The sequence below is a fragment of the Streptomyces sp. NPDC093591 genome (genome assembly GCF_044764885.1).
In the GTDB taxonomy this organism is placed as follows: domain Bacteria; phylum Actinomycetota; class Actinomycetes; order Streptomycetales; family Streptomycetaceae; genus Streptomyces.
The window spans coordinates 1-24,138 of the sequence record NZ_JBIWIY010000019.1 but is presented as its reverse complement, the minus strand read 5'-3'; the positions used below and the strand labels follow the sequence as shown (position 1 = coordinate 24,138).

At 70.3% G+C, this 24,138-nt stretch carries 19 protein-coding genes; 11 read left to right on the top strand and 8 right to left on the bottom strand.

The window, feature by feature from the left end:
• Positions 1-69 precede the first annotated feature (69 nt).
• The 5 genes from ACIREI_RS34655 (at position 70) to ACIREI_RS34635 (ending at position 8,142) form a co-directional block, all read left to right on the top strand.
• On the top strand, positions 70-3,339 hold the full coding sequence (locus ACIREI_RS34655; protein WP_403341558.1) for a nitrate- and nitrite sensing domain-containing protein: 3,270 nt from the start codon (positions 70-72) through the stop codon (positions 3,337-3,339).
• A gap of 10 nt (positions 3,340-3,349) precedes the next feature.
• The gene (locus ACIREI_RS34650; RefSeq protein WP_004983065.1) at positions 3,350-3,763 is read left to right on the top strand and encodes a roadblock/LC7 domain-containing protein; all 414 of its coding nucleotides are present in this window, start codon (positions 3,350-3,352) and stop codon (positions 3,761-3,763) included.
• A 95-nt stretch (positions 3,764-3,858) separates the two neighbouring features.
• On the top strand, positions 3,859-4,437 hold the full coding sequence (locus tag ACIREI_RS34645) for a DUF742 domain-containing protein (protein WP_234765771.1): 579 nt from the start codon (positions 3,859-3,861) through the stop codon (positions 4,435-4,437).
• On the top strand, positions 4,418-4,999 hold the full coding sequence (locus ACIREI_RS34640) for an ATP/GTP-binding protein (protein ID WP_026248371.1): 582 nt from the start codon (positions 4,418-4,420) through the stop codon (positions 4,997-4,999). The genes ACIREI_RS34645 and ACIREI_RS34640 overlap by 20 nt, the downstream gene beginning before the upstream one ends.
• A 101-nt stretch (positions 5,000-5,100) precedes the next feature.
• Positions 5,101-8,142, top strand: a complete 3,042-nt coding sequence (locus ACIREI_RS34635; protein ID WP_403341553.1) for an NACHT domain-containing protein — start codon at positions 5,101-5,103, stop codon at positions 8,140-8,142.
• A 65-nt stretch (positions 8,143-8,207) separates the two neighbouring features.
• Here the strand turns inward: ACIREI_RS34635 and ACIREI_RS34630 are convergent, their stop codons facing one another.
• The 3 genes from ACIREI_RS34630 to ACIREI_RS34620 all read right to left on the bottom strand — a co-directional run bounded on the left by ACIREI_RS34630 (position 8,208) and on the right by ACIREI_RS34620 (position 12,528).
• The gene (locus tag ACIREI_RS34630; RefSeq protein WP_403341550.1) at positions 8,208-8,402 is read right to left on the bottom strand and encodes an acyl-CoA carboxylase subunit epsilon; all 195 of its coding nucleotides are present in this window, start codon (positions 8,400-8,402) and stop codon (positions 8,208-8,210) included.
• Positions 8,403-8,459: 57 nt separating this feature from the next.
• Positions 8,460-10,043 carry an acyl-CoA carboxylase subunit beta gene (locus ACIREI_RS34625; RefSeq protein WP_403341547.1) on the bottom strand — a complete coding sequence of 528 codons (1,584 nt, stop codon included), beginning with the start codon at positions 10,041-10,043 and terminating at the stop codon, positions 8,460-8,462.
• Positions 10,044-10,197: 154 nt separating this feature from the next.
• On the bottom strand, positions 10,198-12,528 hold the full coding sequence (locus tag ACIREI_RS34620; RefSeq protein ID WP_403341544.1) for a polysaccharide lyase 8 family protein: 2,331 nt from the start codon (positions 12,526-12,528) through the stop codon (positions 10,198-10,200).
• Positions 12,529-12,685: 157 nt separating this feature from the next.
• On the opposite strand from ACIREI_RS34620, the gene ACIREI_RS34615 reads away from it, so the two are divergent.
• Positions 12,686-13,240: a YceI family protein gene (locus tag ACIREI_RS34615; RefSeq protein WP_403341542.1), complete on the top strand. Its 555-nt coding sequence runs from the start codon at positions 12,686-12,688 to the stop codon at positions 13,238-13,240.
• 21 nt (positions 13,241-13,261) lie between these two features.
• On the opposite strand, the gene ACIREI_RS34610 is transcribed toward ACIREI_RS34615, so the two are convergent.
• The 3 genes from ACIREI_RS34610 to ACIREI_RS34600 all read right to left on the bottom strand — a co-directional run bounded on the left by ACIREI_RS34610 (position 13,262) and on the right by ACIREI_RS34600 (position 15,154).
• On the bottom strand, positions 13,262-13,843 hold the full coding sequence (locus tag ACIREI_RS34610) for a YdeI family protein (RefSeq protein ID WP_403341539.1): 582 nt from the start codon (positions 13,841-13,843) through the stop codon (positions 13,262-13,264).
• Positions 13,844-13,908: 65 nt separating this feature from the next.
• Positions 13,909-14,655, bottom strand: coding sequence for a phosphotransferase family protein (locus ACIREI_RS34605; RefSeq protein ID WP_403341536.1), 747 nt, complete (start codon positions 14,653-14,655; stop codon positions 13,909-13,911).
• Positions 14,656-14,743: 88 nt separating this feature from the next.
• A complete protein-coding gene (locus tag ACIREI_RS34600) occupies positions 14,744-15,154 on the bottom strand; it encodes an ATP-binding protein (protein ID WP_403341534.1) in 411 nt (136 codons plus the stop codon).
• A gap of 113 nt (positions 15,155-15,267) precedes the next feature.
• Here ACIREI_RS34600 and ACIREI_RS34595 point away from each other — a divergent pair, with 113 nt between their 5' ends.
• The 5 genes from ACIREI_RS34595 (at position 15,268) to ACIREI_RS34575 (ending at position 19,261) form a co-directional block, all read left to right on the top strand.
• Complete coding sequence (locus tag ACIREI_RS34595; RefSeq protein WP_403341531.1) at positions 15,268-16,089, top strand: helix-turn-helix domain-containing protein; 822 nt, start codon at positions 15,268-15,270, stop codon at positions 16,087-16,089.
• The gene (locus ACIREI_RS34590) at positions 16,086-16,319 is read left to right on the top strand and encodes a DUF397 domain-containing protein (protein ID WP_403341528.1); all 234 of its coding nucleotides are present in this window, start codon (positions 16,086-16,088) and stop codon (positions 16,317-16,319) included. The genes ACIREI_RS34595 and ACIREI_RS34590 overlap by 4 nt, the downstream gene beginning before the upstream one ends.
• A gap of 202 nt (positions 16,320-16,521) precedes the next feature.
• On the top strand, positions 16,522-17,718 hold the full coding sequence (locus ACIREI_RS34585; RefSeq protein WP_403341526.1) for a Cmx/CmrA family chloramphenicol efflux MFS transporter: 1,197 nt from the start codon (positions 16,522-16,524) through the stop codon (positions 17,716-17,718).
• A 346-nt stretch (positions 17,719-18,064) separates the two neighbouring features.
• Positions 18,065-18,295: a hypothetical protein gene (locus ACIREI_RS34580; protein WP_403341523.1), complete on the top strand. Its 231-nt coding sequence runs from the start codon at positions 18,065-18,067 to the stop codon at positions 18,293-18,295.
• 183 nt (positions 18,296-18,478) lie between these two features.
• Positions 18,479-19,261 (top strand): S1 family peptidase, encoded by a 783-nt coding sequence (locus ACIREI_RS34575; RefSeq protein WP_403341521.1) that lies wholly within the window; start codon positions 18,479-18,481, stop codon positions 19,259-19,261.
• Between the two features lie 82 nt (positions 19,262-19,343).
• Here the strand turns inward: ACIREI_RS34575 and ACIREI_RS34570 are convergent, their stop codons facing one another.
• Positions 19,344-20,705, bottom strand: a complete 1,362-nt coding sequence (locus ACIREI_RS34570) for a hypothetical protein (protein ID WP_403341518.1) — start codon at positions 20,703-20,705, stop codon at positions 19,344-19,346.
• Positions 20,706-20,807: 102 nt separating this feature from the next.
• Positions 20,808-23,831 carry a glycoside hydrolase family 3 protein gene (locus ACIREI_RS34565; protein WP_403341516.1) on the bottom strand — a complete coding sequence of 1,008 codons (3,024 nt, stop codon included), beginning with the start codon at positions 23,829-23,831 and terminating at the stop codon, positions 20,808-20,810.
• Between the last annotated feature and the right edge of the window lie 307 nt (positions 23,832-24,138).

Genomic DNA, 24,138 nt, shown 5'->3' with positions numbered 1-24,138 from the left:
GGCGAACTGGGCTCTGAGACACAGCGGCACATACGTAGGTGCCGACCCCGCCGGAAGGTTGTTGGTCGAGTGAGGCGAAGCAAGAACAGTCCCGAGCCGTCGGCCCGGGGCAACTTCACCCCGCCGCCGCGCGGAGCGGCGCCCGCCCCTGTGCCCGGATCGGAACCCACGGCGGCGCCTGCCCCGAGCGGCGGCCGTCTCTCGCCGCGCAACTGGCGCGTGCCGACCCGGCTGAACGCGATCCTGCTCATACCCGTGCTGGTCGGCCTCGTCATGGGCGGCTTCCAGGTGAAGAGCTCGATCGACACCTGGCAGGAGGCCGAGGACGCGGAGAGCACCGCGCGTCTGGTGGCCGCCGCCGGGGCTTACGGCGACGCGCTCCTCGTCGAGCGTGACACGACCGCCGCTCCGCTGCTCCAGGGCAAGGGACAGGACGACAAAGCGGTTGTCCAGGCCCGCGACAACACCGACAAGGCCGCCGACGCCTTCGACGAGGCCGCCCAGAACATGCCGGACCGACCCAACCTGGTGCGCCGTCTGGAGCGCTTCCGTGAGGTGGAGCCGGATCTGGCGGAGCTCCGCGCGGCCGCCTACACGGACAAGCTCACCGGCGTGAAGACCGAGGAGGGCTACGTCGAGGTCGAGCACCGGCTGCTCGAATTCTCCAACGAGCTGGGCCTCGGTACCGGAAACATCACCAGCTACGGCCGTACCGTCTACGCCATCTCGCTCACCAAGGGCGCGCTGTCCCTGCAGCGCTCCATCGGCATGCACATGCTGATCAAGCCCGGCCCCGAGGCCTCGGACCTGGCCAAGCAGCGCGTCGCCCTCTCGTCGTACGCGTACCTGGAAGGCATCGCCATCCAGGAGTACCAGAGCGGTGGCACCGAGGCGGACATCGCCAAGCTGCAGGCGGCCGAGAAGGAAATCCGGGCCGAAGGTGCGGCCATGGCCGCGCAGGCCAAGCAGAAGGACCCGGACTACGTCGCGCCGCCCGCCAACCCCACCACTATGGTCACCAAGCTCGCGGGGCTGACCTCCACGGACCCGAGCGCCCGTGCGGCCCTCGCCGCGCAGGGCATCACCGCGCAGAACTGGTGGGCGGTCAACACCCTCAAGTACAACGCCTACCGCGACATCGAGAACGACCTCGCCAACACCGCGGTGAACGAGGCCTCCGTCATCGCCGACGACGCCAAGCGCGACGCCCTCATCACCGGTGCCGCCGTCGTCGTCGCCCTGCTCGCCGCGTTCATCCTGGCCGGTATGGTCGCCCGCCAGATGTCCCGCGCGATGCGCCAGCTGCGCAACGCCGCCTTCGGTATCGCCGAGCAGCGCCTGCCGATGCTGGTCGACCAGCTCTCGCGCACCGACCCGGGCCGTGTGGACACCCGCGTCCAGCCCATCCCGATCAACACCCGCGACGAGATCGGCGAGGTCGCCCGCGCCTTCGACCAGGTCCACCGCGAGGCCGTCCGGCTCGCCGCCGAGCAGGCCCTGCTGCGGGGCAACATCAACGCGATCTTCACCAACCTGTCGCGCCGCAACCAGTCGCTGATCGAGGGCCAGCTGACCCTGATCACCGACCTGGAGAACAACGAGGCCGACCCGGACCAGCTGGAGAACCTCTTCAAGCTGGACCACCTCGCGACCCGTATGCGCCGCAACGGCGAGAACCTCCTCGTCCTCGCCGGCGAGGAGCCCGGCCGCCGCTGGGACCAGCCGGTCCCGCTGGTCGACGTCCTGCGCGCCGCCTCCTCCGAGGTGGAGCAGTACGAGCGCATCGAGCTGTCGGGCGTCCCGGAGGCCGAGATCCACGGCCGTGCCGTGACCGACCTCGTGCACCTGCTCGCCGAGCTCCTGGAGAACGCGACGACGTTCTCCTCCCCGCAGACCAAGGTCCGCGTGACCGCGACCCGTCTCCCCGACGGCCGCGTCATGATCGAGATCCACGACAAGGGCATCGGCCTCACCGCCGAGGACTTCGCGGACATCAACCACAAGCTGGCCAACCCGCCGACCGTGGACGCCGCGATCTCGCAGCGCATGGGCCTGTTCGTGGTCGGCCGGCTGTCCGACCGGCACGGCATCCGCGTCCAGCTGCGCCCCTCCGGCGAGCAGGCCGGCACCACCTCGCTGGTCATGCTGCCCGACGCGATCACCCACGGTGGCGGCGGCGAGCAGCAGCCGGCCCAGGACGACTTCACCGTCTCGCAGATCATCCCGGAGCAGAACTTCCAGGGTGAGAACTTCAACCAGGTGCCGATGCGTACGGCCGCGGAGCTCGGCTTCGACGACAGCCGCTACACCGAGGTCCCGGACGACATCCGCGAGCTGGACCCCGTCGGCCGCTCCCTGATGCGCGAGGAGCGCCGTGCGGCCCTGGAGGCCCAGAACCACGGCGAGCAGCCCGGTCAGGAGAACGCCGCGGGGCCCGGGTACGACGACTTCACCGGTCAGCCGGCCTACGACGGCCAGAGCGGCTTCCCCGAGCAGCGCGGCGGGTTCGACCAGCAGCCGTCGTACGACGAGCAGCGCCAGTCGTACGAGGAGCAGCAGCGGCAGACGCCGTACGAGGAGCAGCAGCGGGCCGCGTACGAGGAGCCTCAGCGGCAGTCGTACGACGACACGTACTACGCGCCGAACGGGGGCCTGCAGCAGAACGACACCTTCTCGTCCGGCGGCGGCTACCCCGAGCCCTCGTATCCGGAGGCGACGCGTGAGGAGCCCGCGGCCGCGAACGCGTCGGCCCCGGAGAGCTTCCCCGCCTTCGAGCAGCGGCGCCACCAGGATGACTGGCCGCAGCCGAACGGCTACCGCAACGGGTACCAGGACCAGTACGCTCCGGAAACGGAATCTGCGCAGGCCGCTGACTCGAACGAGCACGACCGCGTAGGCTTCGACCGTCCGGGACCGGCCTCCGCCGCCGCCCACGCACTGACCGACGCCGGGCTCCCCCGCCGTGGCTCCGCCGCGAGCGGCGGCAACGGCTCTCGGCCGGCGCGGCAGGAATCACCGGCCCCCACGCCGGAGAGCAACGGCGACAGCAGCTGGCGTTCGGCGAACGACGACCGCTGGCAGCAGGCCGCGCAGCTCCGGAAGCCCAAGGCGGGCGGGGTCACCTCCTCCGGCCTGCCGCGGCGGGTGCCCAAGGCCAACCTGGTCGAGGGAGCCGCCGAGACCACCCCCCAGGGAGGTCCACAGATCTCCCGCGCTCCCGAGGATGTCCGGGGCAGGCTGAGCAACCTGCGCCGCGGGGTCCAGCGGGGACGCAGCGCGGGAAGCGAAACGAACGGTCAGGGCTTCGGTTCTGACAGCACCTACAACCAGGAGCGTTAGTGTGAGCCCGATGAGCCAGGCGGCACAGAACCTGAACTGGTTGATCACCAACTTCGTGGACAACACCCCCGGGGTGTCGCACACGGTGGTGGTCTCCGCCGACGGACTCCTTCTGGCGATGTCCGAAGGCTTCCCCCGCGACCGCGCCGACCAGCTCGCGGCCGTCGCCTCCGGTCTGACGTCTCTGACGGCAGGCGCCTCCCGCATCTTCGAGGGTGGCAGCGTGAACCAGACGGTTGTGGAGATGGAGCGGGGATTCCTCTTCATCATGTCCATCTCCGACGGTTCGTCGCTCGCCGTTCTGGCGCACCCCGAGGCGGACATCGGCCTCATTGGGTACGAGATGGCGCTTCTGGTCGACCGTGCCGGTACGGTCCTCACGCCGGACCTGCGTGCGGAGCTCCAAGGCAGCCTGCTCAACTAACAGACAGTCGGTGCGTTTTGGCGTCCCGGGGCCGTAAGGTTTCGGGACGCGGCTCCACATGATGGGTGCCAGGCACAGTCGGAGGAGGAGAGAAAGTGGCAACACCCCCAGGCGGTTCATCGTCGGGTAATTGGTCGTACGGTCCTGGCCAGGGCCAGAACGACGGTTCCCAGAACCCGAACCGTTACAACTTCCCCTCCACGCCGAGCCAGCGGCAGCCGTACGCGCCGCAGGGCCCCGGGCCCTCGCCCTACGACCAGCCGCCGGCGCCGCGCATCCAGCCGGTGCAGCCGCAGCGACGCGCCCCCGAGCCGGCGCCCGCCGGGGCGTCGAACAACCCCCTGGTGCGCCCGTACGCCATGACCGGCGGCCGGACGCGCCCGCGCTACCAGCTCGCCATCGAGGCGCTGGTGCACACCACCGCGCAGCCGCACCAGATGCAGGGCCAGTTGCCCGAGCATCAGCGGATCTGCAACCTCTGCCGCGAGATCAAGTCGGTGGCGGAAGTCTCCGCCCTCCTGACGATCCCTCTCGGCGTGGCCAGGATCCTCGTCGCCGACTTGGCGGAGGCGGGCCTGGTCGCCATTCATCAGCCCGGCGGCGACGAGAACGCCGGCGGCCAGCCAGACGTGACACTGCTCGAAAGGGTGCTCAGTGGACTTCGCAAGCTCTAGCGGCGGTCCTTCCCGCTCCACCACCTCGGCGAAGATCGTGGTGGCGGGTGGCTTCGGCGTGGGCAAGACCACGTTCGTCGGGGCCGTTTCGGAGATCAACCCGCTGCGCACAGAGGCCGTGATGACATCCGCTTCGGCGGGCATCGACGACCTCACCCACACCGGAGACAAGACGACCACGACGGTCGCCATGGACTTCGGCCGTATCACCCTGGACCAGGACCTGATCCTGTACCTGTTCGGCACCCCCGGTCAGGACCGCTTCTGGTTCATGTGGGACGACCTGGTGCGCGGCGCGATCGGCGCGATCGTCCTCGTTGACACGAGGCGCCTTGCCGACTGCTTCCCGGCGGTCGACTACTTCGAGAACAGCGGTCTGCCGTTCGTGATCGCCCTGAACGGGTTCGACGGGAACCAGCCGTACAACCCGGACGAGGTCCGTGAGGCCCTCCAGATCGGTCCGGACACCCCGATCATCACGACGGACGCCCGCCACCGCGCGGACGCGAAGTCGGCGCTGATCACGCTGGTCGAGCATGCGCTGATGGCGCGGCTGCGGTAGTCGGCTCTCCGGCGGCCGGTCTTCGGCACGTTTCGCTTGCGGCCCTTGTTCCTCCTGTGGGAGGGATGGGGGCCGTAGGTGTTTGAGGAGGGGATGCTGGGATGAGCGCGGAAGCGGCTGCCTTACGGCTGGGGACGACCGTGGCGCGGGCGGCGGCCCAGGTGTGGCTCGGCGGCAAGCGGCAGGAGCAGGAACGCCGGTTGTCGATGGCCGAGTTGGTGCGGGTCCGGGTGTCCGGGCTGCGGCTGCAGCGGAGCGTGGAGCGGCAGTTCGAGGAGATCGCGGACGCGGTGTTCGACCGGCTGTCGCCGTTTCTGGAGCGGGAGTTCCGGGGGCTGGACGAGGGTGGGCGGCGGGCGGTGCTCGATGGGGTGTGCGACACCTTCGTACGGGCCGATCTGTCGGACGAGGCGCTGCTGGCGGCGGACGTGAATCCGGCGGAGGTCGTGCGGCGGATCACGGGGGCCGTGCGCGCTCCGGTGGGGCTGAGCGAGGCCGAAAGCCGCCTGTACGAGGTGCTGTTCGCCGAGTGCTGCGAGTACTACGTACGGATCGTGCGAGGGCTGCCGGTCTTCGAGGAACGGGCGCTGACGGAGCTGTTGGCGCGGACGACGTCGCTGGGCGCGGAGATCGCCCGGGTGCTGGAGCGGTTGCCGGACCGGTCGCTGTTCGCGCCGGAAGGGGCGGACCGGGACGGGGAGTTCCGGCGGCGGTATCTGGAGCTGGTCAGTACCTCGCTGGACGAGGTGGAGCTGTTCCGGCGGGCGTCGGACCGGGCGGCGGCACAGGCGCGGTTGTCGGTGGCGTATGTGAGTCTGCGGGCTTCCGGGGACGACGGGACACATCGCCGCGCGGGAGGGCCCAGGGGGCGCTCTCTGCCGCTGCTGCGGCCCGATATGAGCGACTGGGAGGACGGCGGGCGGGGCGAAGCCGCGGGGATGGGAGTGGAGGCCGCTCTGGGCGGTGCCACGCGGGTGCTGCTGCGCGGTGAGGCGGGCTCCGGCAAGACGACCTTGCTGCGGTGGCTGGCGGTCACGGCGGCGCGGGGTGCGTTCACGGGTGAGCTGGCGGGCTGGAACGGTCTGACGCCGGTGTTCGTGAAGCTGCGGGAGTACAGCCGGCGGGTGTTGCCGGTGCCGGAGGCGATGCTCGATTCGGTGGCCGGGCACATCACGGGGGTGATGCCGAAGGCGTGGGTGGAGCGGCAGTTGGCCGAGGGACGGGCGCTGCTGCTGATCGACGGGGTGGACGAGCTGCTGGACGGGGAGCGGCGGGCCGTACGGGAGTGGCTGCGGAAGCTGCTGGCCGCGTACGGGGACCTACGGGTGGTGGTGACCTCGCGGCCGGCCGCGGCGGGGGCGGACTGGCTGCGCCGTGAGGAGTTCACTGCGCTGCACCTGGACCGGATGACGCCACCGGACCTGGCCGCCTTCGTCCGGCAGTGGCATCAGGCGGTGCGGGAGCTGGGCGACGAGCTGCCGTGCACAGTGGAGGAACTGCCGCAGTACGAGCAGTCGTTGCTGAACAGCCTGAAGGACCGGCCGCATCTGCAGTCGCTGGCGGGGACGCCGTTGCTTGCGTCGATGCTGTGCGCGATGCATCTGAACCGGGGCAGCCAACTCCCCCGGGACCGGATGGAGTTGTACCGGAACGCCCTGCACACACTGGTCCATGAGCGGGACGCGCACCGGAACGTCCCCAGCGCCGTGGACAGCCGACTCAGCCTCGGGGACAAGCTGGTGCTGCTGCGGGACCTGGCGTGGCGGCTGTCGGACAACAACCGCAGTGAGATCTCGCTGGAGCAGGCGGAGCGGTATGTCGGCCGCAAGCTCTCGGGGATGCGGCATCTGGATGAGCAGGACGGCGGGCGGGTGCTGGAGCAGTTGCGGGGGCGCTCCGGGGTGCTGCGCTCCCCCGCTGTGGGCCGCCTGGACTTCGTGCACCGGACGTTCCAGGAGTACCTGGCCGCGGAAGAAGCGACGGAGGAGGACCGCATCGGCAATCTGGTCGGGCGGGCCCACCTGGACATCTTGCGCGAGACGATCATCATGGCCGCGGGGCATGCCAACCGGCCGCAGCGGGAGGAGTTGCTGGGCGGGATCCTCGACCGGGCTGTTCGGGAGCCCCGGCATGCGCGGCGGCTACGACTGCTGGCGGCGGCTTGCCAGGAGACGGTACCGGAGGTCTCCGGCGGATTGGCGGTGCGGCTGGACGAGGCCGTGGACGCACTGCTGCCGGCGCGGCGGAATACGGATCCGCCCGCTCTGGCGGCGGTGGGGAGGAGCCTGCTGCGGAAGCTGCCGCGGTCGTTGGGCGAGCTGACCGAGAAGGCAGCGGTGCAGAGCGTGCGCACGGTGGCGCTGATCGGGGGCGAGGAGGCGTTGGGGCTTCTGGAGGGGTACACGGGGGACGAACGGGGCCGGGTGGTCGACGAGCTCATCGAGGCATGGGGGTACTTCGATGCGGACGCCTATGCCGACCGGGTGCTGTCGCGGCTGTCGCTGAGCGGCAGACAGGTCAGGCTCAGGCACTCCGGCCAATGGCGTGCGGCAACTCGCCTGGGAACGATCGATTTTTTGTGGATCGGCTACCCGTTCCCTGAGTTCGGAGCGCTGCAGGACCTTCCTCCGCTGAAGGACCTGGCCATCCTCAGGTGCGAAGGCGTGGCCGACCTCTCCGCTCTCGGTGCACACCCTGGACTGACCCGTCTCTTCCTGAGGGGCGACGGTTCGCTGAAGAACCTTGCGGTCCTGGGTGATCTCTCCGAGCTGGATCATCTGGGCCTCAGCGTCAACTTGGTGCCGCACCTCGACAGGCTGCGCCTCGGTCCCAAGGTCTCTTTGCTGAACCTGCTCGACGTGCGCGCCACCACCGACCTGACCCCTCTGAGCAGGCACACCGGCATCACATATCTAGTGCTGGTGGGTCCTGAACCTGACCACTGCCTGCCCCAGGGTGTCCAAGTCCTGTCAGAGCTGCCTCGGCTGGAGAACATGTTGCTCTTGGCCATAGACGTGAACGCCTGGACAGAGGCCTCGGCTTTCCCGTCCCTGGCCTTGAAACGGCTGCGCTTGGTGGACTGCCGCCTCCCCGAAGACCCCACCGCCCTCGACCTCCCCGGCGTGGAGGTCACCTTCGAGTGACCGCACGTCAAAGCCCCGCTCTCCCCCGACAAGAGGAGAACGGGGCCGTACGCGCCTTACAAAGCTCAGCGCCAGCTGTGCGGCGCTCGGAACCCGGGCTCGCGCTCCAGGCGGCGCCAGCCCGCCTTCGGGCGGCCGCGGTGGGCCGGGGTGGGGTCGGAGGGCTGGGCGGCGGCGCGGGCCAGGAGGATCGCGGTGATGGCCGCGACTTCCTCGGGCTCGGCGTGGCCCTTCTCGACGCGGATGTCAGGGGAGTTCATAGGTCACAGTCTCCGTGAGAGAGGTTTCCGCGGGGGTACCGCGAAGGATCCGCTGGGTTACTGCGGGGGGTTGCCGTGCTTGCGGGACGGCAGGTCGGCGTGCTTGGTCTGGAGCATGGAAAGGGACTTGATGAGGACCTCACGGGTTTCCGCGGGGTCGATCACGTCGTCCACGAGGCCACGCTCGGCCGCGTAGTAGGGGTGCATGAGCTCGGACTTGTACTCCTTGACCATGCGGGCCCGCATGGCCTCGGGGTCCTCGGCCTCGGCGATCTGCCGGCGGAAGATGACGTTGGCCGCGCCTTCCGCGCCCATGACGGCGATCTCGTTCGTCGGCCAGGCGTAGGTGAGGTCCGCGCCGATGGACTGGCTGTCCATGACGATGTAGGCCCCGCCGTAGGCCTTGCGCAGGATCAGCGAGATCCGCGGCACGGTCGCGTTGCAGTAGGCGTAGAGGAGCTTCGCGCCGTGGCGGATGATGCCGCCGTGCTCCTGGTCGACGCCGGGGAGGAACCCGGGGACGTCCAGGAAAGTGACGATCGGAATGTTAAAAGCGTCACACATCTGGACAAAGCGCGCAGCTTTTTCCGACGCCTCGATGTCGAGGACGCCGGCCAGGGACTGCGGCTGGTTGGCCACGATGCCGACGACCTGACCGTCCAGGCGGGCCAGCGCACAGATGATGTTGCGCGCCCAGCGCTCGTGGACCTCGAGGTACTCGCCGTCGTCGACGATCTCCTCGATGACCTTCGCCATGTCGTACGGCCGGTTGCCGTCTGCCGGAACCAGGTCCAGCAGGACGTCCGAGCGGCGGTCGGCGGCGTCCGCGGAGTCCACCCGGGGCGGGTTCTCGCGGTTGTTCTGCGGGAGCAGCGACAGGAGGTAGCGGACCTCCGCGATGCACGTCTCCTCGTCGTCGTACGCGAAGTGGCAGACGCCGCTCGTCTCGGCGTGGACGTCCGCGCCGCCCAGGCCGTTCTGGGTGATCTCCTCGCCCGTCACCGCCTTGACCACGTCCGGGCCGGTGATGAACATCTGGGAGGTCTCGCGGACCATGAAGACGAAGTCCGTCAGGGCGGGCGAGTACGCCGCGCCGCCCGCGCACGGGCCGAGCATGACCGAGATCTGCGGGATGACACCGCTCGCCCTGGTGTTGCGCTGGAAGATGCCGCCGTAGCCGGCGAGGGCGGAGACGCCTTCCTGGATGCGGGCGCCCGCACCGTCGTTCAGGGAGACCAGCGGGGCACCGGCCGCGATGGCCATGTCCATGATCTTGTGGATCTTCGTGGCGTGGGCCTCGCCCAGCGCGCCGCCGAAGATCCGGAAGTCGTGCGCGTACACGAAGACCGTCCGGCCCTCCACCGTGCCCCAGCCGGTGATGACACCGTCCGTGTACGGCTTCTTGGCCTCCAGGCCGAAGCCCTGGGCGCGGTGCCGGCGCAGCTGCTCGACCTCCCGGAAGGAGCCCGGGTCGAGGAGAAGCTCGATGCGCTCCCTCGCGGTCAGCTTGCCCTTGGCGTGCTGCGCCGCGGTCGCCTTCTCGCTCGGGCCGGCCAGCGCCTGCGCACGAATCTCGTGCAGCTCGGCCGTCCGCCCGCGGGCGTCGATCGGCTCACCCGGTGCCTCATCCAAAACGGTCATGTAGCGACCTTACGAAGGACACGAAGGAAAGCGAGCCGTTGACTCCGTACAGTCTCCGGAGCGTTTTCCTGGTGCCCCTGAACAGAACCATCACGGCATGCAGCCCTTCCGACTGCTCAGGGGGCGTCCGCGTTGTGGGGGTCGTACAAAGTCGTCAGCCGAGAGCCACCTCACATCGGTGGGTCGCACATACCATCCCCGGAGTGACACGGAGGCGCAGTCGGCGGCCCGTCGCGAGGATCTCGACCGAGTCGTCCGCCCGCAGGACGCGGCGTACGGGGTGCTCCCAGGTGATCTCCAGCGGCTCGCCGGTGCGCGGCGGCTCGCTCACGCAGAGCGTAGCGGTACGGCCGCCGCGGCGGAGCAGCACACTCGCGCCGGCGGAGGCGGTGAGCGGGCCGGTCGTGCCCGGTTGCCAGAAGTTGACGGCCGTCAGGCCCAGGGAGGGCACGTGCACCGCCTGGCGCGCGTCGTCGTTGGCGAGGACCGACAGCCAGCGGCGGCCCTGTGCGGCTCGGGCCGCGACCTCGCGCCGGCCGGCGCCCGGCATGAGCACGTAGACGTATGTCGCGTCCCTCGGGTCCGTGCCGTGGTCCAGCCAGAGGGTCTGCCAGCGGCGGGTGCGGCGCTCGGTCGTGCTGGTGGTGTTGATGTCGGCCCAGGCGCCGGTGCGGTCCTCGCGCAGGGCGCGCAGATCGCCGTACGGCACCACCCAGCCGCCGTGACCCTCAAGGTGCGCCCAGCCCGGGCCGCGCACGAAGGCCGGGCCGGCGCCCTCGCCCAGGTTGCGGTTGTCGACGACGGTCTCGACGGGGACGCCGTCGGCGCAGGTGATCCCGGCCCCGAGGCAGATCACGGCGTCCTCGACGCAGAACCATGACTTACGGGCTTCGAGCGTCGAACCCAGCCCCTTCAGATGCTGTCCGATCGCCGCGTACTCGCCGTCGGTCGTGCCGCCGACCCAGCGCACGTCGGGCTTGGGCTCGCCCCATTCGCCGCCGGCCTTGTCGGGGAGGCGGAGCGTGGAGACGGTCGTCCCCGGGAGCCGGTACCAGTCGACGGTCGGCCAGTACCAGTCGGTGTACTGGTCGCCCAGACCCTGCGCCCACCAGGAGAGCATCCCGGCGCCGGTGTGCCAGCCGCGCGGGTTCTCGCCGTTGCCGCACTCGTAGTGGGCGATGCGCTCGCTGGCCATGGCGATGTTCGCGACGAAGCCGGGGCGGCGGTGGACGGCCCGGTCCATGGCGGCGAAGAGGTGGTGGCCGGTGGGTTCGGGGGCGGCCGGGACGGGTGACTCGGCGACGGCGTGCAGCCGTGCGAGGTCGGCGACACCGAACTGACGTGCCGTCAAGATCGGGGTCACCGTGTCCCGTTCGATCCATCCCTTGATACGGCCGTACCAGCGCTGCCGTTCCGCCGCGCTCGCGCCGCCCGCGAGCAGGGCCATGGCGGCGATGACGCCCTGGCCGTGGAAGTGGTCGCTGCGCATCACGTGCCGTTCGTCGCTCTTGAGGTAACCCCGGCTGATGGCACGGCCGTTGACGCTGTCCATCATCAAGCCGTCATGGATGAGCGGGGCGTAGGCGCGCTCGACGCTGTCCAGGACGATCTGCTTGTTCGGATCGGTCACCTCCCACTCCGATCCGGCGAGCAGGGCGAAGAGGCGGCCGAGGCCGTCGAGGAGGACCTGGCCGTAGGTGCCGGAGTAGGCGACCCAGGTGTGCTGGACGAACGAGCCGTCGGCGTAGAGGCCGTCGCCCTTGGTGACGTACGGGAAGACCGGCGAGAGCGCGTCACGGGCGAGCGCGATCTTCGCCGGGGCCCGGCCGAGGATGCCGCGCAGGGCGACGCCGCGGCACAGGTCGACGCGGTTGGCGCCGGTGGAGGTGCCGGAGTAGTCGATGAGCATCGCGTCCGGGATGAAGTGGTCGACGGCCGCGCAGGCGGCGGCGACACGGGCGTCGCCGAGGTGGCCGTGCAGGGTGGCCGTGATGTCCATCAGCAGGCGGGGGCTGCCGATCTGCCATTCCCACCAGTTGCCGTAGCGGGTGGTGGAGGGGTTGTAGACGGTGGCGGAGAGGTGGTCGAGGCCCCACAGGACGTCGGCGAGGAGGCCCGGGTCGGCGGTGGAGCCGGTGCCGGGCTGGACGTAGGCCTGGGTCATGGTCCACAGGCGGCCGTAGCTCTGGGTGATGCCGGCGGGCGGGTCGTAGGGGTGGCCGGGCCAGAGGGAGGTGGGGGTGGGGGCCATGGTGGCCTGGAAGCCGCGGGCGAGGGCACCGGTTTCGGCGAGGCGGGTGGCGTACGGCTCGGCGGCAGGGTCGTAGCCGGTGCCGAGGGCGATGTCGAGCCAGCGCAGGCGGAGGGCGTCGTAGGGGTCGGCGTCGGCGGCGCGTGCGGCGGGAGCGGTCGTGATGGTGCTCGCGGCCGTGGCCGTGGTCAGGAACGCTGCCGCGCGTAACACGGCTCGACGGGTGGGTCCCATGGAGGCTCTTCGCTGTGGGTTCATGCCCTGGGCATCTACCACCTCAGAGTAATCACGCCAACACCTTGCGGATGATGTTGAACATTGAACGGAATAGACCTAGAGTCGGTCGCGTTGATGTAGTTCAAGATTCAACATCTAGCAGAAGGAGTACGCCATGACGAACACCGACCTGACCGCCCTGACCGGCGACTACACGATCGACACGGCCCACTCCACGATCGGCTTCACCGTCCGCCACGCCATGGTCACCAACGTCAAGGGCAAGTTCCTCGACTTCAGCGGCTCGCTGCACCTGGACGGCGGCGACCCGTCCGCGTCCGCGGCCTCCATCGACGTCAAGATGGAGAGCATCGACACGGGCTCCGCGGACCGCGACGGGCACCTCAAGAGCGCGGACTTCTTCAAGACGGACGAGTTCCCGACGATGACCTTCCGCTCGACCTCGGCGCAGGCCCTCGGCGGCGACGACTACCGCATCACCGGCGATCTGACGATCCTCGGCACCACCAAACCGCTCACCATCGACCTCGAGTTCAACGGCGCCGCGAAGGACCCGTTCGGCAACGAGCGCGTCGGCTTCGAGGGCAAGGCGGAGATCCTGCGCTCGGAGTGGGGACTGACCTGGAACGCGGCACTGGAGACGGGTGGGGTGCTGGTGTCCGACAAGATCAAGTTGAACTTCGACATCTCGGCGATCAGGAACGCGTGACCACGGGCGGGGTTGGAGGCTCTAGATCTCGGACTCGGAACGTGCCTCCAACTTCGCGACCGCCGCGCCCACTTGAGCCGCTCTGGCCCCAGGGGTCCGGGCCTGGAGCACCCCGAGCATGACGAGGTACTGATCCGTCCTGCCGAGCCCGTCGAAGGCGGCCTTGGCCCGGGGGCTCCGCTCCAGTGCGACCGCCAGGTCCTCGGGGACGGTGGCGTGCCTCTGTGACTCGTACGCCGCCACCCACCGCCCGTCCGCCTTCGCGGCGTCCACCTCCGCGAGGCCGGCCGGGCGCATGCGGCCGGCGGCCGTCAACTCCTCGACGCGCCGCACATTGACCATCGACCAGAGGCTGCCCGGCCGTCGCGGGGTGATCCTCTGCAGGAAGTACGCGGCGTCGAGACTCCTGCGCCGACCGGTGATCCAGCCGTGGCAGAGGGCCACGTCGTTGACCTCGGCGGCGGTGACGGAGTGGATGCCCGAGCCCTTCTTGGCGACCTTGATCCAGAGGCCGGGGTGGGGGGCGGGGTGGTCGGTCAGCCATTGGTCGAGGGCGGTGGCGGATGCGAAGGCGTGGGCGTCTGTGCCGTCGGGGGTGGTCATGGGGAGGACGGTATGTGGGGCATAGGTCAGATTCTGTCCTCTGAGGGGTACGCCCCCCCGCAGCCTCACATCCGGGATCTCAGCACGTCGACCTCACAGCCCGGCGCGAAGGGGTCGAAGCCGTGCTCGATCAGCCAGCGAACTGCCAGCAGGCTTCGCAACGACCACCACGCGTGGATCACGTCGAGGTCGACGTCGGTGCCATAGCCGGCGATGACGTCGTCGAGGTGCTCCTCGTGTCCGAGCGTGAAGGTGGCGAGGTCGTACAGGGCATCACCCTGGCCCGCCTCGGACCAGTCGATGATGCCGGTGACCTCGTCGCCGTCGACGAAGACGTGCGCGATCTGCAGGTCGCCGTGTGTGAACGCCGGAGTCCACGGCCGGAGCGCGGCCTCGGCGACCTGGCGGTTGCGGGTGACCAGGTCGGCGGGCAGGACGCCGTTCGTCACGAGCGACTCGCACTCGGCGTCGAGTTCCGCCGCCAGCGCGACGCTGCTCCGGCCGGCCTGGCCCGGCCGGGACGGCAGCGGCGCGTCGTGCAGCTTCCGGATGGCGGCGCCCGCCGCGGCCCACGCCGCCGGCGACCCGGTCGACGGCCCGCCGAGGCGCCCAAGCGTCGCCCCCGGGAGTGCGGCGGTCGCGAGCACCGACGGCTTGCGCCACAGGACCTCCGGGGTCGGGACCGGCGCGAGGGACATCGCCTCGACCTCGACATCGATGCGCGCCGGATCGGCGTCCACCTTCAGGAACACATCGCCGACGCGCAGAGTCGCGCGCTCGGAATGGGCGACGACGACTTTGACCTGATCCATGGGCGACCAGTATCCCGGGGATGTTCGCCGACGTCGCCGGGTTTATCGCGTACAAGCCGCCAAGGCTCGCCGGAACGCCCGGTCACAGTCACCCTCGCGCCTCGAACTCGCACCACACGACCTTGCCGGGATTCCGCTCCCCGACACCCCACTTGTCCGCGAGCGCGGTGACGAGCAGCAGGCCGCGGCCGTGCTCCGACTCCGGCACCGGGTCGTCCGGTACGCGGATCTCGCCCGGACCGCTGTCATGGAGTTCGACGCGCAGGACTCCGTCGGTGTCCAGGGCGAGTCGCAGAGCGAAGCGCCGACCGGGCGGCACACCGTGGAGCAACGCGTTGGTGGCAAGTTCACTGACGCAGAGCAGCACGTCGTCGCTGCGCTCGGCCACGGCCCAGTCGGTCAGGCTCTCGCGGGTGAACTCACGCGCCAGGCGCACCGATCGGCGGTCCCGTCGGTAGAAGGCCTCGCGGGTGTGAGGGAGTTGGGGTTTGCCGTTCATGAGGCCAGTGTCACTGTGTGTCACTACAGTGACTCAGTGAGTGAAGTCGTAGTTCTGATTGCTACGAGTCCACTACGAGCGATTCGGGTGTGCGCGGGGGAAAGGGACTACGCATGCACGTGGCGAGGAAGCCCAAGAAGGTCGGTTCGTGGCACGCGGTCGGTGCGCTCGTGGCGCACTTCAGGAAGAAGGCCCGTGTCACGCAGGAACAGTTCGCCGAGATGGCGAGCATTCACGTGGACACGGTGGGGTCCATTGAGCAGGGGAGGTTGGCGCTTCAGCCGGACAGAGCCGAGCAGTTCGATGAACTGCTGGGGACGGGTGGGGCGTTGGCCGTGCTGGTGGCGAAGATGCCGGTGCGGGAGAAGATCGTGCAGTTCGCGCAGGGGCTGGTCGATCACGAGCAGGAAGCCGTCAGCATCCTGTCGTACGAGAGCCTGGTGGTTCCGGGGCTGTTGCAGACACGGGATTACTGTCGCGCCGTCTTCGGCTATCGGTATCCGGCTCTGGGGAGTGAGACGGCCGAGCAGTGGGTCGAGGCCCGTATGGAGCGGCAGTTGATCTGGCAGCGGGAACGGCCGCCCGTGGGCCACTTCATCCTGGAGGAGGGCATCCTGCGGCGGGAGGTGGGCGGGGCCGCGGTGATGCGCGAGCAGATCCGGCAGATTCTGGAGTACACCGAACCGTGGCACATGAGCTTCCAGATCATGCCGACGGACCGAACGCCGCACGCCTGCCTCGACGGTCCCATGGTGCTCCTGGAGACACCTGAGCACGAGCGTCTGGTTCACCTGGAAGTACAACGGGCCAGCTTCCTCCTCGATGATCCCGACGAGGTCAGCGACTATCACCTCAAGTATGGAATGCTGCGGTCACAGGCCCTGTCACCCGACGAGAGCGTGCGCCTCTTGAACGGACTGCTAGGAGAGTCATGAAGACCGCATGGTTCAAGTCCAGCTACAGCGGCAGCGAAGGCGGCAACTGCCTCGAAGCCGCCTACGACTGGCACAAGTCCAGCTACAGCAGCAACGAAGGCGGCAACTGCGTAGAGGTCGCCACCCACCCCTCGGCCGTCCACGTCCGTGACTCCAAGGCCCCCGACGGCCCCGTCCTCACCGTCTCCCCCGCCACCTGGAGCGACTTCCTCGGCCGTATCCCCCGCTGAAAACCGGTGGATCCTCTCACCCGGCCCGCATAACCTGCCCCCATGTCCAGCCCCGAAGCCTCCAGAATCCGGCCACCGGCTCTCCGGTGGCTGCTTGTGATGCCGGGCTGATCAGCCCACTCCGTTTCAGGGCTCACTCCGCTGCCGGACGGCCGTTCGTCGTGCCGTTTTCGACTTCGACTTCGGGTTGCGGGGTTTCTTCGTGCCATTTGCTCTTTTTCTGCTGGGCGTCGCCGTGTTCGCACAGGGGACGTCCGAGTTCATGCTGGCCGGGCTGGTGCCCGACATCGCCGGGGATCTCGGGGTCTCCGTGCCGATGGCGGGGGCCCTGACCTCCGCCTTCGCGGTGGGGATGGTCGTCGGGGCGCCGTTGATGGCCGTGCTCGGGCGGCGATGGTCCCGGCGGGGTGCGCTGCTGGGCTTTCTCGTCGCCTTTCTCGGTGTACATGTCGTCGGGGCGGTCACCGACAGCTTCGGGGTACTGCTGGCCACTCGGGTCGTCGGAGCGCTCGCCAACGCCGGGTTCCTCGCCGTCGCCCTCGTGACCGCCGTCGACATGGTCGAGCCGCGGGCCAAGGGGCGGGCGACGTCCACCTTGCTGGGCGGGGTCACACTCGCCTGTGTCGTCGGCGTGCCGGCGGGGGCGTTGCTCGGGCAACTCTGGGGGTGGCGTTCCGCGTTCTGGGCCGTGGCCCTGGTGTCGGTGCCCGCCATGGTGGCCGTGGCGCGGTCCGTGCCCCGCGGCGCCACCGACTCCGGGCGTCCCGCTCTGCGGAGCGAGCTGAGGGCCCTGCACAGCCCTCGGCTCCAAGTCACGCTGCTCCTGGGCATCCTCGTGAACGGCGCGACCTTCTGTACGTTCACCTATCTCGCACCCCTGGTCACGGAGGTGACGGAGCTGGACGGCGGGTGGGTGCCCGTCGTGCTCGCGCTGTTCGGTGCCGGGTCATTCGTGGGGGTCGGTGCGGCGGGGCGGTTCGCCGATCGGCGGCCCGGGGTGGTGCTGGCCGGGGGCGGCGGTGCCCTGTGCCTCGGGTGGGGTGCCCTCGCGCTCGGCGCCGGGACTCCGGCCGTGGCGCTCGGGCTCGTCTTCGTGCAGGGGGCGCTCTCCTTCGGTGTCGGGTCCACGCTCATCTCCCAGGTGCTGTACGCGGCTCCCGGTGCGCCCACGCTGGGCGGTGGCTTCGCGACGGCCGCGTTCAACGTGGGCGCGGCACTCGGGCCTTGGCTCGGCGGTACGGCCATCGGGGCCGGGCTCGGGTACCGGTCGCCGCTGTGGGTGAGTGCCGTGCTGGTGGCGCTGTCGCTGGGGGTGGCGGGACTCGCGGCGGCCGGTCCGGGCGGCCGCCGCCATCGGGACGCGGGCAGCGGGCGCGGGCGGGCATCGTCCTCCGCATGACCGGCACGCCCCGACCCGGGCCGGTGACACACGAATCGCCGTGACCTTGTGCGAGATCGAGGAGGGCGCGCCTCGTCGCGACGCACCCTCGGCCCCGGCCGCCGGCCGCCGCTCGCGCCTGGTCACCTGAGGACCGGCATTTGCCGGTGCCGGTCCGGGCGGGCGGGCGGCGATATCGGGGCGCGTGCCCAGGTCGCGCTCGGGCATCATCGACGCCATGAACGCCACGCCCCGACCTGGTTCCGGTTCCGCATGGGTCGCCCTCGCCTCGTACGAGATCGAGAAGGGGTGCCTTCAGCCCCTGGCCGCCACTCGCGCCTGACTGCGTGAGCGCGGCATCAACTGGATGCCGTTCGCGGCGGGCGAGGTCCGTTGGGATCGTGTGTGTGCGCCGGGGAGCGACGGGCACTGGCGGGCGTGGGTCACGGTCCATGTCGATGCCGCTGCCCTGTGGCGGCTCGGGCTGCATCCCGGTCAGGCGAGCGCGGTCGTCGAGGGCGCCTCACCGCCCGGCTGGTGGCATGCCGCCGGGGAGCGGTACGGGCGGGAGCGCTGGGCCGTGAGGGCCGTGTCCTGATCCGGGTGTGGCCGGAATTGGCCCCTTGCCGGTGCGCTCACGGGATCCACATAATCCAGCAACACAATTGACCGGCGCATGTCACAGCGAGCCGCACCCATCACCGTCTCGCTGCCTGTCATGCCCCTGACGTCTCAGCGCTCTCCACGTTCGTATGTCCAACCCCCCACGGAAGGCATCACGTTGAAGAAGCTCCTCACCGCGCTCAAGAGATGCGCGGTCCTCGGCGCAGCCGCTCTCGCGATCGTCAGTCTCCAGCCCGTCTCGGCCGCCAACGCGGCCGATTCGCGCGTCGTCGGCGGAACCCGTGCCACGCAGGGCGAGTTCCCGTTCATGGTCCGGCTCTCCATGGGCTGCGGCGGCGCGCTCTACACGCAGCAGATCGTGCTCACCGCCGCGCACTGCGTGGGCTCGACCGGCCCCAACACCAGCATCACCGCCACCGCCGGCGTCGTGGACCTGCAGTCCACCAGCGGCCGCGTCCAGGTCCGCTCCACCTACGTGTACCGGGCCCCCGGCTACAACGGCACCGGCAAGGACTGGGCGCTCATCAAGCTCGCCCAGCCCATCAACCTGCCGACGCTGAAGATCGCCACCACCACGCAGTACAACACCGGCACCTTCACCGTCGCCGGCTGGGGCGCGGCCCGCGAGGGCGGTGCCCAGCAGCGCTACATGCTCAAGGCCAACGTGCCGTTCGTCAGCGACGCCCAGTGCCGTTCCTACAGCGGCTACAGCGGCCTCGTCGCGAACGAGGAGATCTGCGCCGGCTACGCCTCGGGCGGCGTCGACACCTGCCAGGGCGACTCCGGCGGCCCGATGTTCCGCCGGGACGCGAGCAACGCGTGGATCCAGGTCGGCATCGTCAGCTGGGGGATAGGCTGCGCCCGGCCGAACGCCCCCGGCGTCTACACCGAGGTCTCGACCTTCGCCTCCGCGATCGCCTCGGCGGCGGCCGGTCTCTGACACACCTCACGAGCACGGGCCCGGCGTCCTCTGGCGCCGGGCCCGTGCTCGTAGCAGGGTTCCTACCTGCGACAGTTCTGGATCAGAACCCTCCGCCGTCGAACCCTCCCCCGCCGAAGTCCCCTCCGCCGAAGCCCCCGCCACCGTCGAACCCGCCCCCGTAATCCCCGGCGTCGAAGTCCGCCCCGGACACGTCACCGCCCTCGTAGCCCCCGCCGCCGTAGCCGTACCCCGCGCCGTAGTCGGCCGCGTAGGCCGGCATGGCCATCATGCTGCCGAGCATCGTGCCGATGAGGAGGCCGGGGAGGATGCCGCCGCCGAAGTAGCCGCCTGCCCAGGGGCCGTAGGCGGGGCCGGCCTCCCAGTACGGGCGGCGACCGTAGGCCGTGTCCACCTCGCGGATCACGGGGTCGCGGCCTTCGGCGAGGCGGGTGCGGTCGGCCGCGCAGACCGGGACCTCGCGGGCGGTGCCGCCGGGTGGGGTCCAGGTCTCGTCGGCCACCGCCGGGCCATGGCGTGGGTCGAAGAAGCAGGGTGGCCGGCGTTCCGGAAGGGGCCGGTGCTCCCGGCGGGCGGCCAGCTGGGTGAGGGAGAAGCGGCCGTCCGCCAGGGCCTGGGTGACCGCCTTGACGTCCTCCGGTTTGCGGGCCCCGTCCATGAGCCGTTTCGCCTGCTCGTAGGAGTCCAGAGCGTGTTCGTAGTCCACGCGCATCGCGTCGTCGGCGCCGGGCTCGGCCGGGTGGAAGTCCAGGCGGTCCAGTTCCTCGCCGAAGGCGGTGATGTCCTCGTCGACCACGACCCGCAGCTTCTCCAGCGCCGCCCGCTGCTCCTCCTCATGGCGCCGCCGCCTGTGCCGGACCAGCGCGTACGCGCCCGCGCCGCCCGCCGCCAGCACCGCGCCCGCGGCGATCAGCCCGCCGACGTCCACGCCATCGCCGCCCCCGCCGTCGCTCCAGCCGGCGGGTGCCGTGCCGCCCACGTTCCGCAGGGCCGCGTCGACGAAATCGTTCAGCTGGGCCTTGGGATCACCGGCGCTCTGCACCGACGTGACCAGGTTGTCCACGCCTTGCCGGGACAGGACCGAGGAGTCGGCCGCCGCGTCGAAGCGATCACCGACGCGGACGCCGTACAGGCCCGTGACACCGGTCTCGGTACGGAGGTTCAGGAGGAGGTTCTGCGTCGGCTGGTCGGCCGGGAGAACGGCGACGAAGACGGGTTTGTCCGCGTCCTTGATCTTGTCGGCTAGCGCTTCGGCGTCAGCCGACGACAACTGGTCCGAGGCGGCGGGGGCCACGTAGACGGGGCCCTCGCGCAGCTCCTCGGCGACCTTCGAGAGGTCCGTGGCCGCGTGCGCGCCGGGGGCGCCGGCCAGGAGCACCGCGAACGTCGCGGCGACCGGCACCACAGCTGCGCGCATGAGGCCCCGGAACAGCGGAGTCCTCATACTTAGACGCTACCCGATGGGGCAGGATAACGGGCATCTCTCCCGGAACGGACCTTCCCACCGGAAGAGACGCCCTGTGCGGCTCAGGCCGCCCCTTACGGCTCAGGCCGCTCTGTATGCCGCCGTCAGCCTCTCCACCGCCGCGCCGTACCGGCCCGTCAGCAGCAGATGGTCGGCCTCGGCGAAGGGCCCGGCCACCGCCTCGGTGATCCCGGTGTCGGCGGCCTTCCGCTGGACGACCAGCCGCGCCTTGGTGACGAGCGCGCGGCCTGCCTGATCCGCCCCCGCCCGCTCGGCGGCCTCGGCCGCGATGCCGAGCGCCCTCAGCGTCGCGGCGCCGCCGCCCGGCACCTTGGTCAGCGTGGTCAGGCCCCAGCCGTAGGGGAACCTCGGGTCGTACGACGCGTCCCCGACGTTGATCGGCAGCTGCGCCTCGCTCTTCGGCCAGGTGACGGGCAGCTGACCGGTGAAGGGCCGCTTGCCGTAGAGGACGTCGGCCACGCCGTCGCCCTCCGTGCCGGGCAGCCAGGAGGCGACGAGCGCGTCGATCCCGGCCAGGCTCTCGTCGTCGATCAGCTGCGGGCGTCCGGAGACGACCAGCACCGCGCACTTCATCGCGCCGCACACCTTGTCGACGGCCGCCTCGTCGGCGGGGCTCAGCCGAAGGTCGTGGCCGTTGCCGACGTCGCCGAAGCCCTCGGCGTACGGGGTCTCGCCGACGACGACCACACCGACGTCATGGCCGCCCGTCGGGGCCGAGGCGTCCTTGGAGTACGTCAGCCGGGTGGAGTTCTCGCGCATCGCCTCCAGGATCGTCGTACCGGGCGTGATGTCCCCGGACGAGCCCTGCCAGGTGATCGTCCAGCCGCCGCTCTGGTTGCCGATGTCGTCGGCGTTGGATCCGGCGACGTACACCTTCTGCGACTTCTTCAGGGGCAGCAGCCCGTCCGTGTTCTTCAGCAGCACCTGCGACTGTGCCGCCGCCTGCCGTGCCACGGCCCGGTGTGCGGCGGAACCGATCCGTCCGGCCCCGCCCGTGTCGGCGTACGGCTTCTCGAAGAGACCGAGGCGGAACTTCTGCGTGAGGATGCGGGACACGGCGTCGTCGATCCGCCTCTCGCTGATCCGGCCCGCCCGTACCTCGTCGGTCAACGTCGCGTGGAAGTCCTTGTACGCGTACGGCACCATGATCATGTCGAGGCCCGCGTTGACCGACGTACGGACGTCGGAGGCGTAGTCGCCGGGGATCTGGTCGATGGCCTGCCAGTCGCTGATCACGAAGCCGTCGAAGCCCATACGGTCCTTGAGGACGCCGTTGATCATGTCGGCGCGGGCGTGCATCTTCACCGGCCCCTTGCCGTCGCCGACGAGGTCGAGCGAGGAGAACGACGGCATGACCGTGCCGACGCCGCGGTCGACGGCCGTTTTGTACGGGGCGAGGTGGACCGCCTCCAGCTGTTGCCGGGTGACCTTGGTGACGCCCTGGTCGATGGTGTACGTGCCGGTGGTGGAGGAGCCGAACTCGGTGCCGCCGTCGGCGACGAAGTGCTTGGCGGTGGCGAGGACCTTGTCGCCGCGGTCCAGGTCGCGTCCGTCTGCCCTGCCCTGGAGTCCCTGGATGACGGTCTCCATGGCGTCGACCAGGGCCGGGTCCTCGCCGAAGGACTCGTACGCCCGTCCCCACCGGTCGTCCCGCGTCACGCACAGGCAGGGCGCGAAGTCCCAGGGAACGCCGGTGGCCCGTGTCTCGGCGGCCGTCACCGCGCCCGCCCGGTATGCCAGCCGCGGATCCCGGGAGGCGCCGAGTCCGATGTTGTGCGGCATGATCGTCGCCCCGACCAGGTTGTTGTGGCCGTGCACGGCGTCTACGCCGTAGATCAGCGGGATCTGGAAGCGGGTCGCCTGCGCCCGGAGCTGGAAGCCGTCGATCATCTTCGCCCAGGCCTCGGCGGTGTTGGGCGTCGGCGTGGAACCGCCGCCGGACAGGAGCGAGCCGAGGGCGTACGTGGCGATGTCACCGGACGCGGTGAGCGCGCCGCGCTCTGCCTGGGTCATCTGGCCGGCCTTCTCGTCGAGGGAGAGGCGGGCTAGGAGGTCGGCGACGCGTTTGCGCACCGGCAATCTGCTGTCGAGATACGGCAGTCCGTGCGCGTCGACGACGATCTGCGGGGTCTCGGTTGGGGGCTTGGCGCCGGTGACGGTCAGCTTCAGCGGGATCGTCTCGGCGGGCTCGGCTGACCGGTCCTGGAGAGTGGGGACCCGGATCTCGCGGGTGGTGCCGGAGGCCGTGCCGGCCGGGAAGGTGACGGTTCCGGTGACCGGGGTGTAGTCCCTGCCGGGGTCCGCGGTGCCGCCGGTGGTCTCGTAAGTGACGGTGACGGGTTCGTCGAGGGGCGTGGAGCCCGTGGTGGCCACCGTGAGCTTCGTGGTCGCCGTGTCGCCCTCGTCGGTGGGGTGGACGGCGGAGTCCGTCAGGACCGAGGCCTTCAGGGACTGGTCGGCCTTGCCGTACAACTCGACGCCGTCCATGGCGAATCGGCCGTTGATGCCGACCGGGAGGGTGACGGCGTATCCCCAGGTCTCGGTGAGGCCGAGGATGTGGTCGATGCCGCCGACGGGCTGGTAGTCGGTGCGATAGGTGAAGTCGGTGAACGGCAGCTCGATCTGTTTCCAGCCGGTGAAGTCGTCGGTGAAGGAGGTCGTCCACAGCTCGGAGGCCTCGCCGTTGGCGCCGCCGTCCCTGAGCTCGAAGGCGATCTTCTTGCCGTTGTCCTGGCCGTCCCACCACAGGCGGATGCCCTTGTGGGCGGACCAGTCGTGGGCGGGTTCGGCGAACGCGAAGCCGTGGGTGAAGCCGCCGTAGCCGCTGATGTCGTAGGTGCCGGCGAGGACCTTCTCGCCCTCGGGTGCGTCGTCGCGGGCGGTCAGCTCGAGGGCGGGTGGGTCGTCCGTGTCGCTGCCCCAGGTGAAGATGCCCTCGGCGGGCGGGCCGGCGAAGGGGACCTCGCCCTCGAAGCGGTCGACGGGGGTTGGGGCGGGGGCGTCGGCGGCGGAGGCGGGGGCGGCGGTGAGCGGGAGCAGGGTGGTGAGGAGTGCGGCGGAGGCGAGCAGGGCGGTTCGTCGCATGGAACGTCCCTCGACTCTCAGAGTCAACACATGACTTAGCTCACGCCGTGAGTTAACTGGTGGTGCGGATTGGCGTCAAGACTTCACGTCAGGAGCGGGGCACGGTCAACTTCTGGCCAAGGCTGGGGCGTTGTCGCTTCGGCAAGTGAACGCGCGCGTCGATGCCTGCGGCGGCCTGTTGCTGTGGGGTGGGGGTTCGTGTAGCGCCTTGGGTGGTGTGGTGGGTCGGGGCCGGGGGGGGGGGGGGGGGGGGGGCGGGGGGGGGGGGGGCGGGCGCGGGGGGGGGGGGGGGGGGGGGGCGGGGGCC

Bases quoted from the DNA above. Each gene is read 5' to 3' on its own strand.
- ACIREI_RS34650 (WP_004983065.1), top strand. From the start codon at position 3,350: ATGAGCCAGGCGGCACAGAACCTGAACTGGTTGATCACCAACTTCGTG.
- ACIREI_RS34590 (WP_403341528.1), top strand. From the start codon at position 16,086: ATGAAGACCGCATGGTTCAAGTCCAGCTACAGCGGCAGCGAAGGCGGC.
- ACIREI_RS34580 (WP_403341523.1), top strand. From the start codon at position 18,065: ATGCCGTTCGCGGCGGGCGAGGTCCGTTGGGATCGTGTGTGTGCGCCG.
- ACIREI_RS34615 (WP_403341542.1), top strand. From the start codon at position 12,686: ATGACGAACACCGACCTGACCGCCCTGACCGGCGACTACACGATCGAC.
- ACIREI_RS34610 (WP_403341539.1), bottom strand. From the start codon at position 13,843: ATGACCACCCCCGACGGCACAGACGCCCACGCCTTCGCATCCGCCACC.
- ACIREI_RS34630 (WP_403341550.1), bottom strand. From the start codon at position 8,402: ATGAACTCCCCTGACATCCGCGTCGAGAAGGGCCACGCCGAGCCCGAG.
- ACIREI_RS34620 (WP_403341544.1), bottom strand. From the start codon at position 12,528: ATGGGACCCACCCGTCGAGCCGTGTTACGCGCGGCAGCGTTCCTGACC.
- ACIREI_RS34600 (WP_403341534.1), bottom strand. From the start codon at position 15,154: ATGAACGGCAAACCCCAACTCCCTCACACCCGCGAGGCCTTCTACCGA.
- ACIREI_RS34565 (WP_403341516.1), bottom strand. From the start codon at position 23,831: ATGCGACGAACCGCCCTGCTCGCCTCCGCCGCACTCCTCACCACCCTG.
- ACIREI_RS34570 (WP_403341518.1), bottom strand. From the start codon at position 20,705: ATGAGGACTCCGCTGTTCCGGGGCCTCATGCGCGCAGCTGTGGTGCCG.
- ACIREI_RS34595 (WP_403341531.1), top strand. From the start codon at position 15,268: ATGCACGTGGCGAGGAAGCCCAAGAAGGTCGGTTCGTGGCACGCGGTC.
- ACIREI_RS34635 (WP_403341553.1), top strand. From the start codon at position 5,101: ATGAGCGCGGAAGCGGCTGCCTTACGGCTGGGGACGACCGTGGCGCGG.
- ACIREI_RS34625 (WP_403341547.1), bottom strand. From the start codon at position 10,043: ATGACCGTTTTGGATGAGGCACCGGGTGAGCCGATCGACGCCCGCGGG.
- ACIREI_RS34605 (WP_403341536.1), bottom strand. From the start codon at position 14,655: ATGGATCAGGTCAAAGTCGTCGTCGCCCATTCCGAGCGCGCGACTCTG.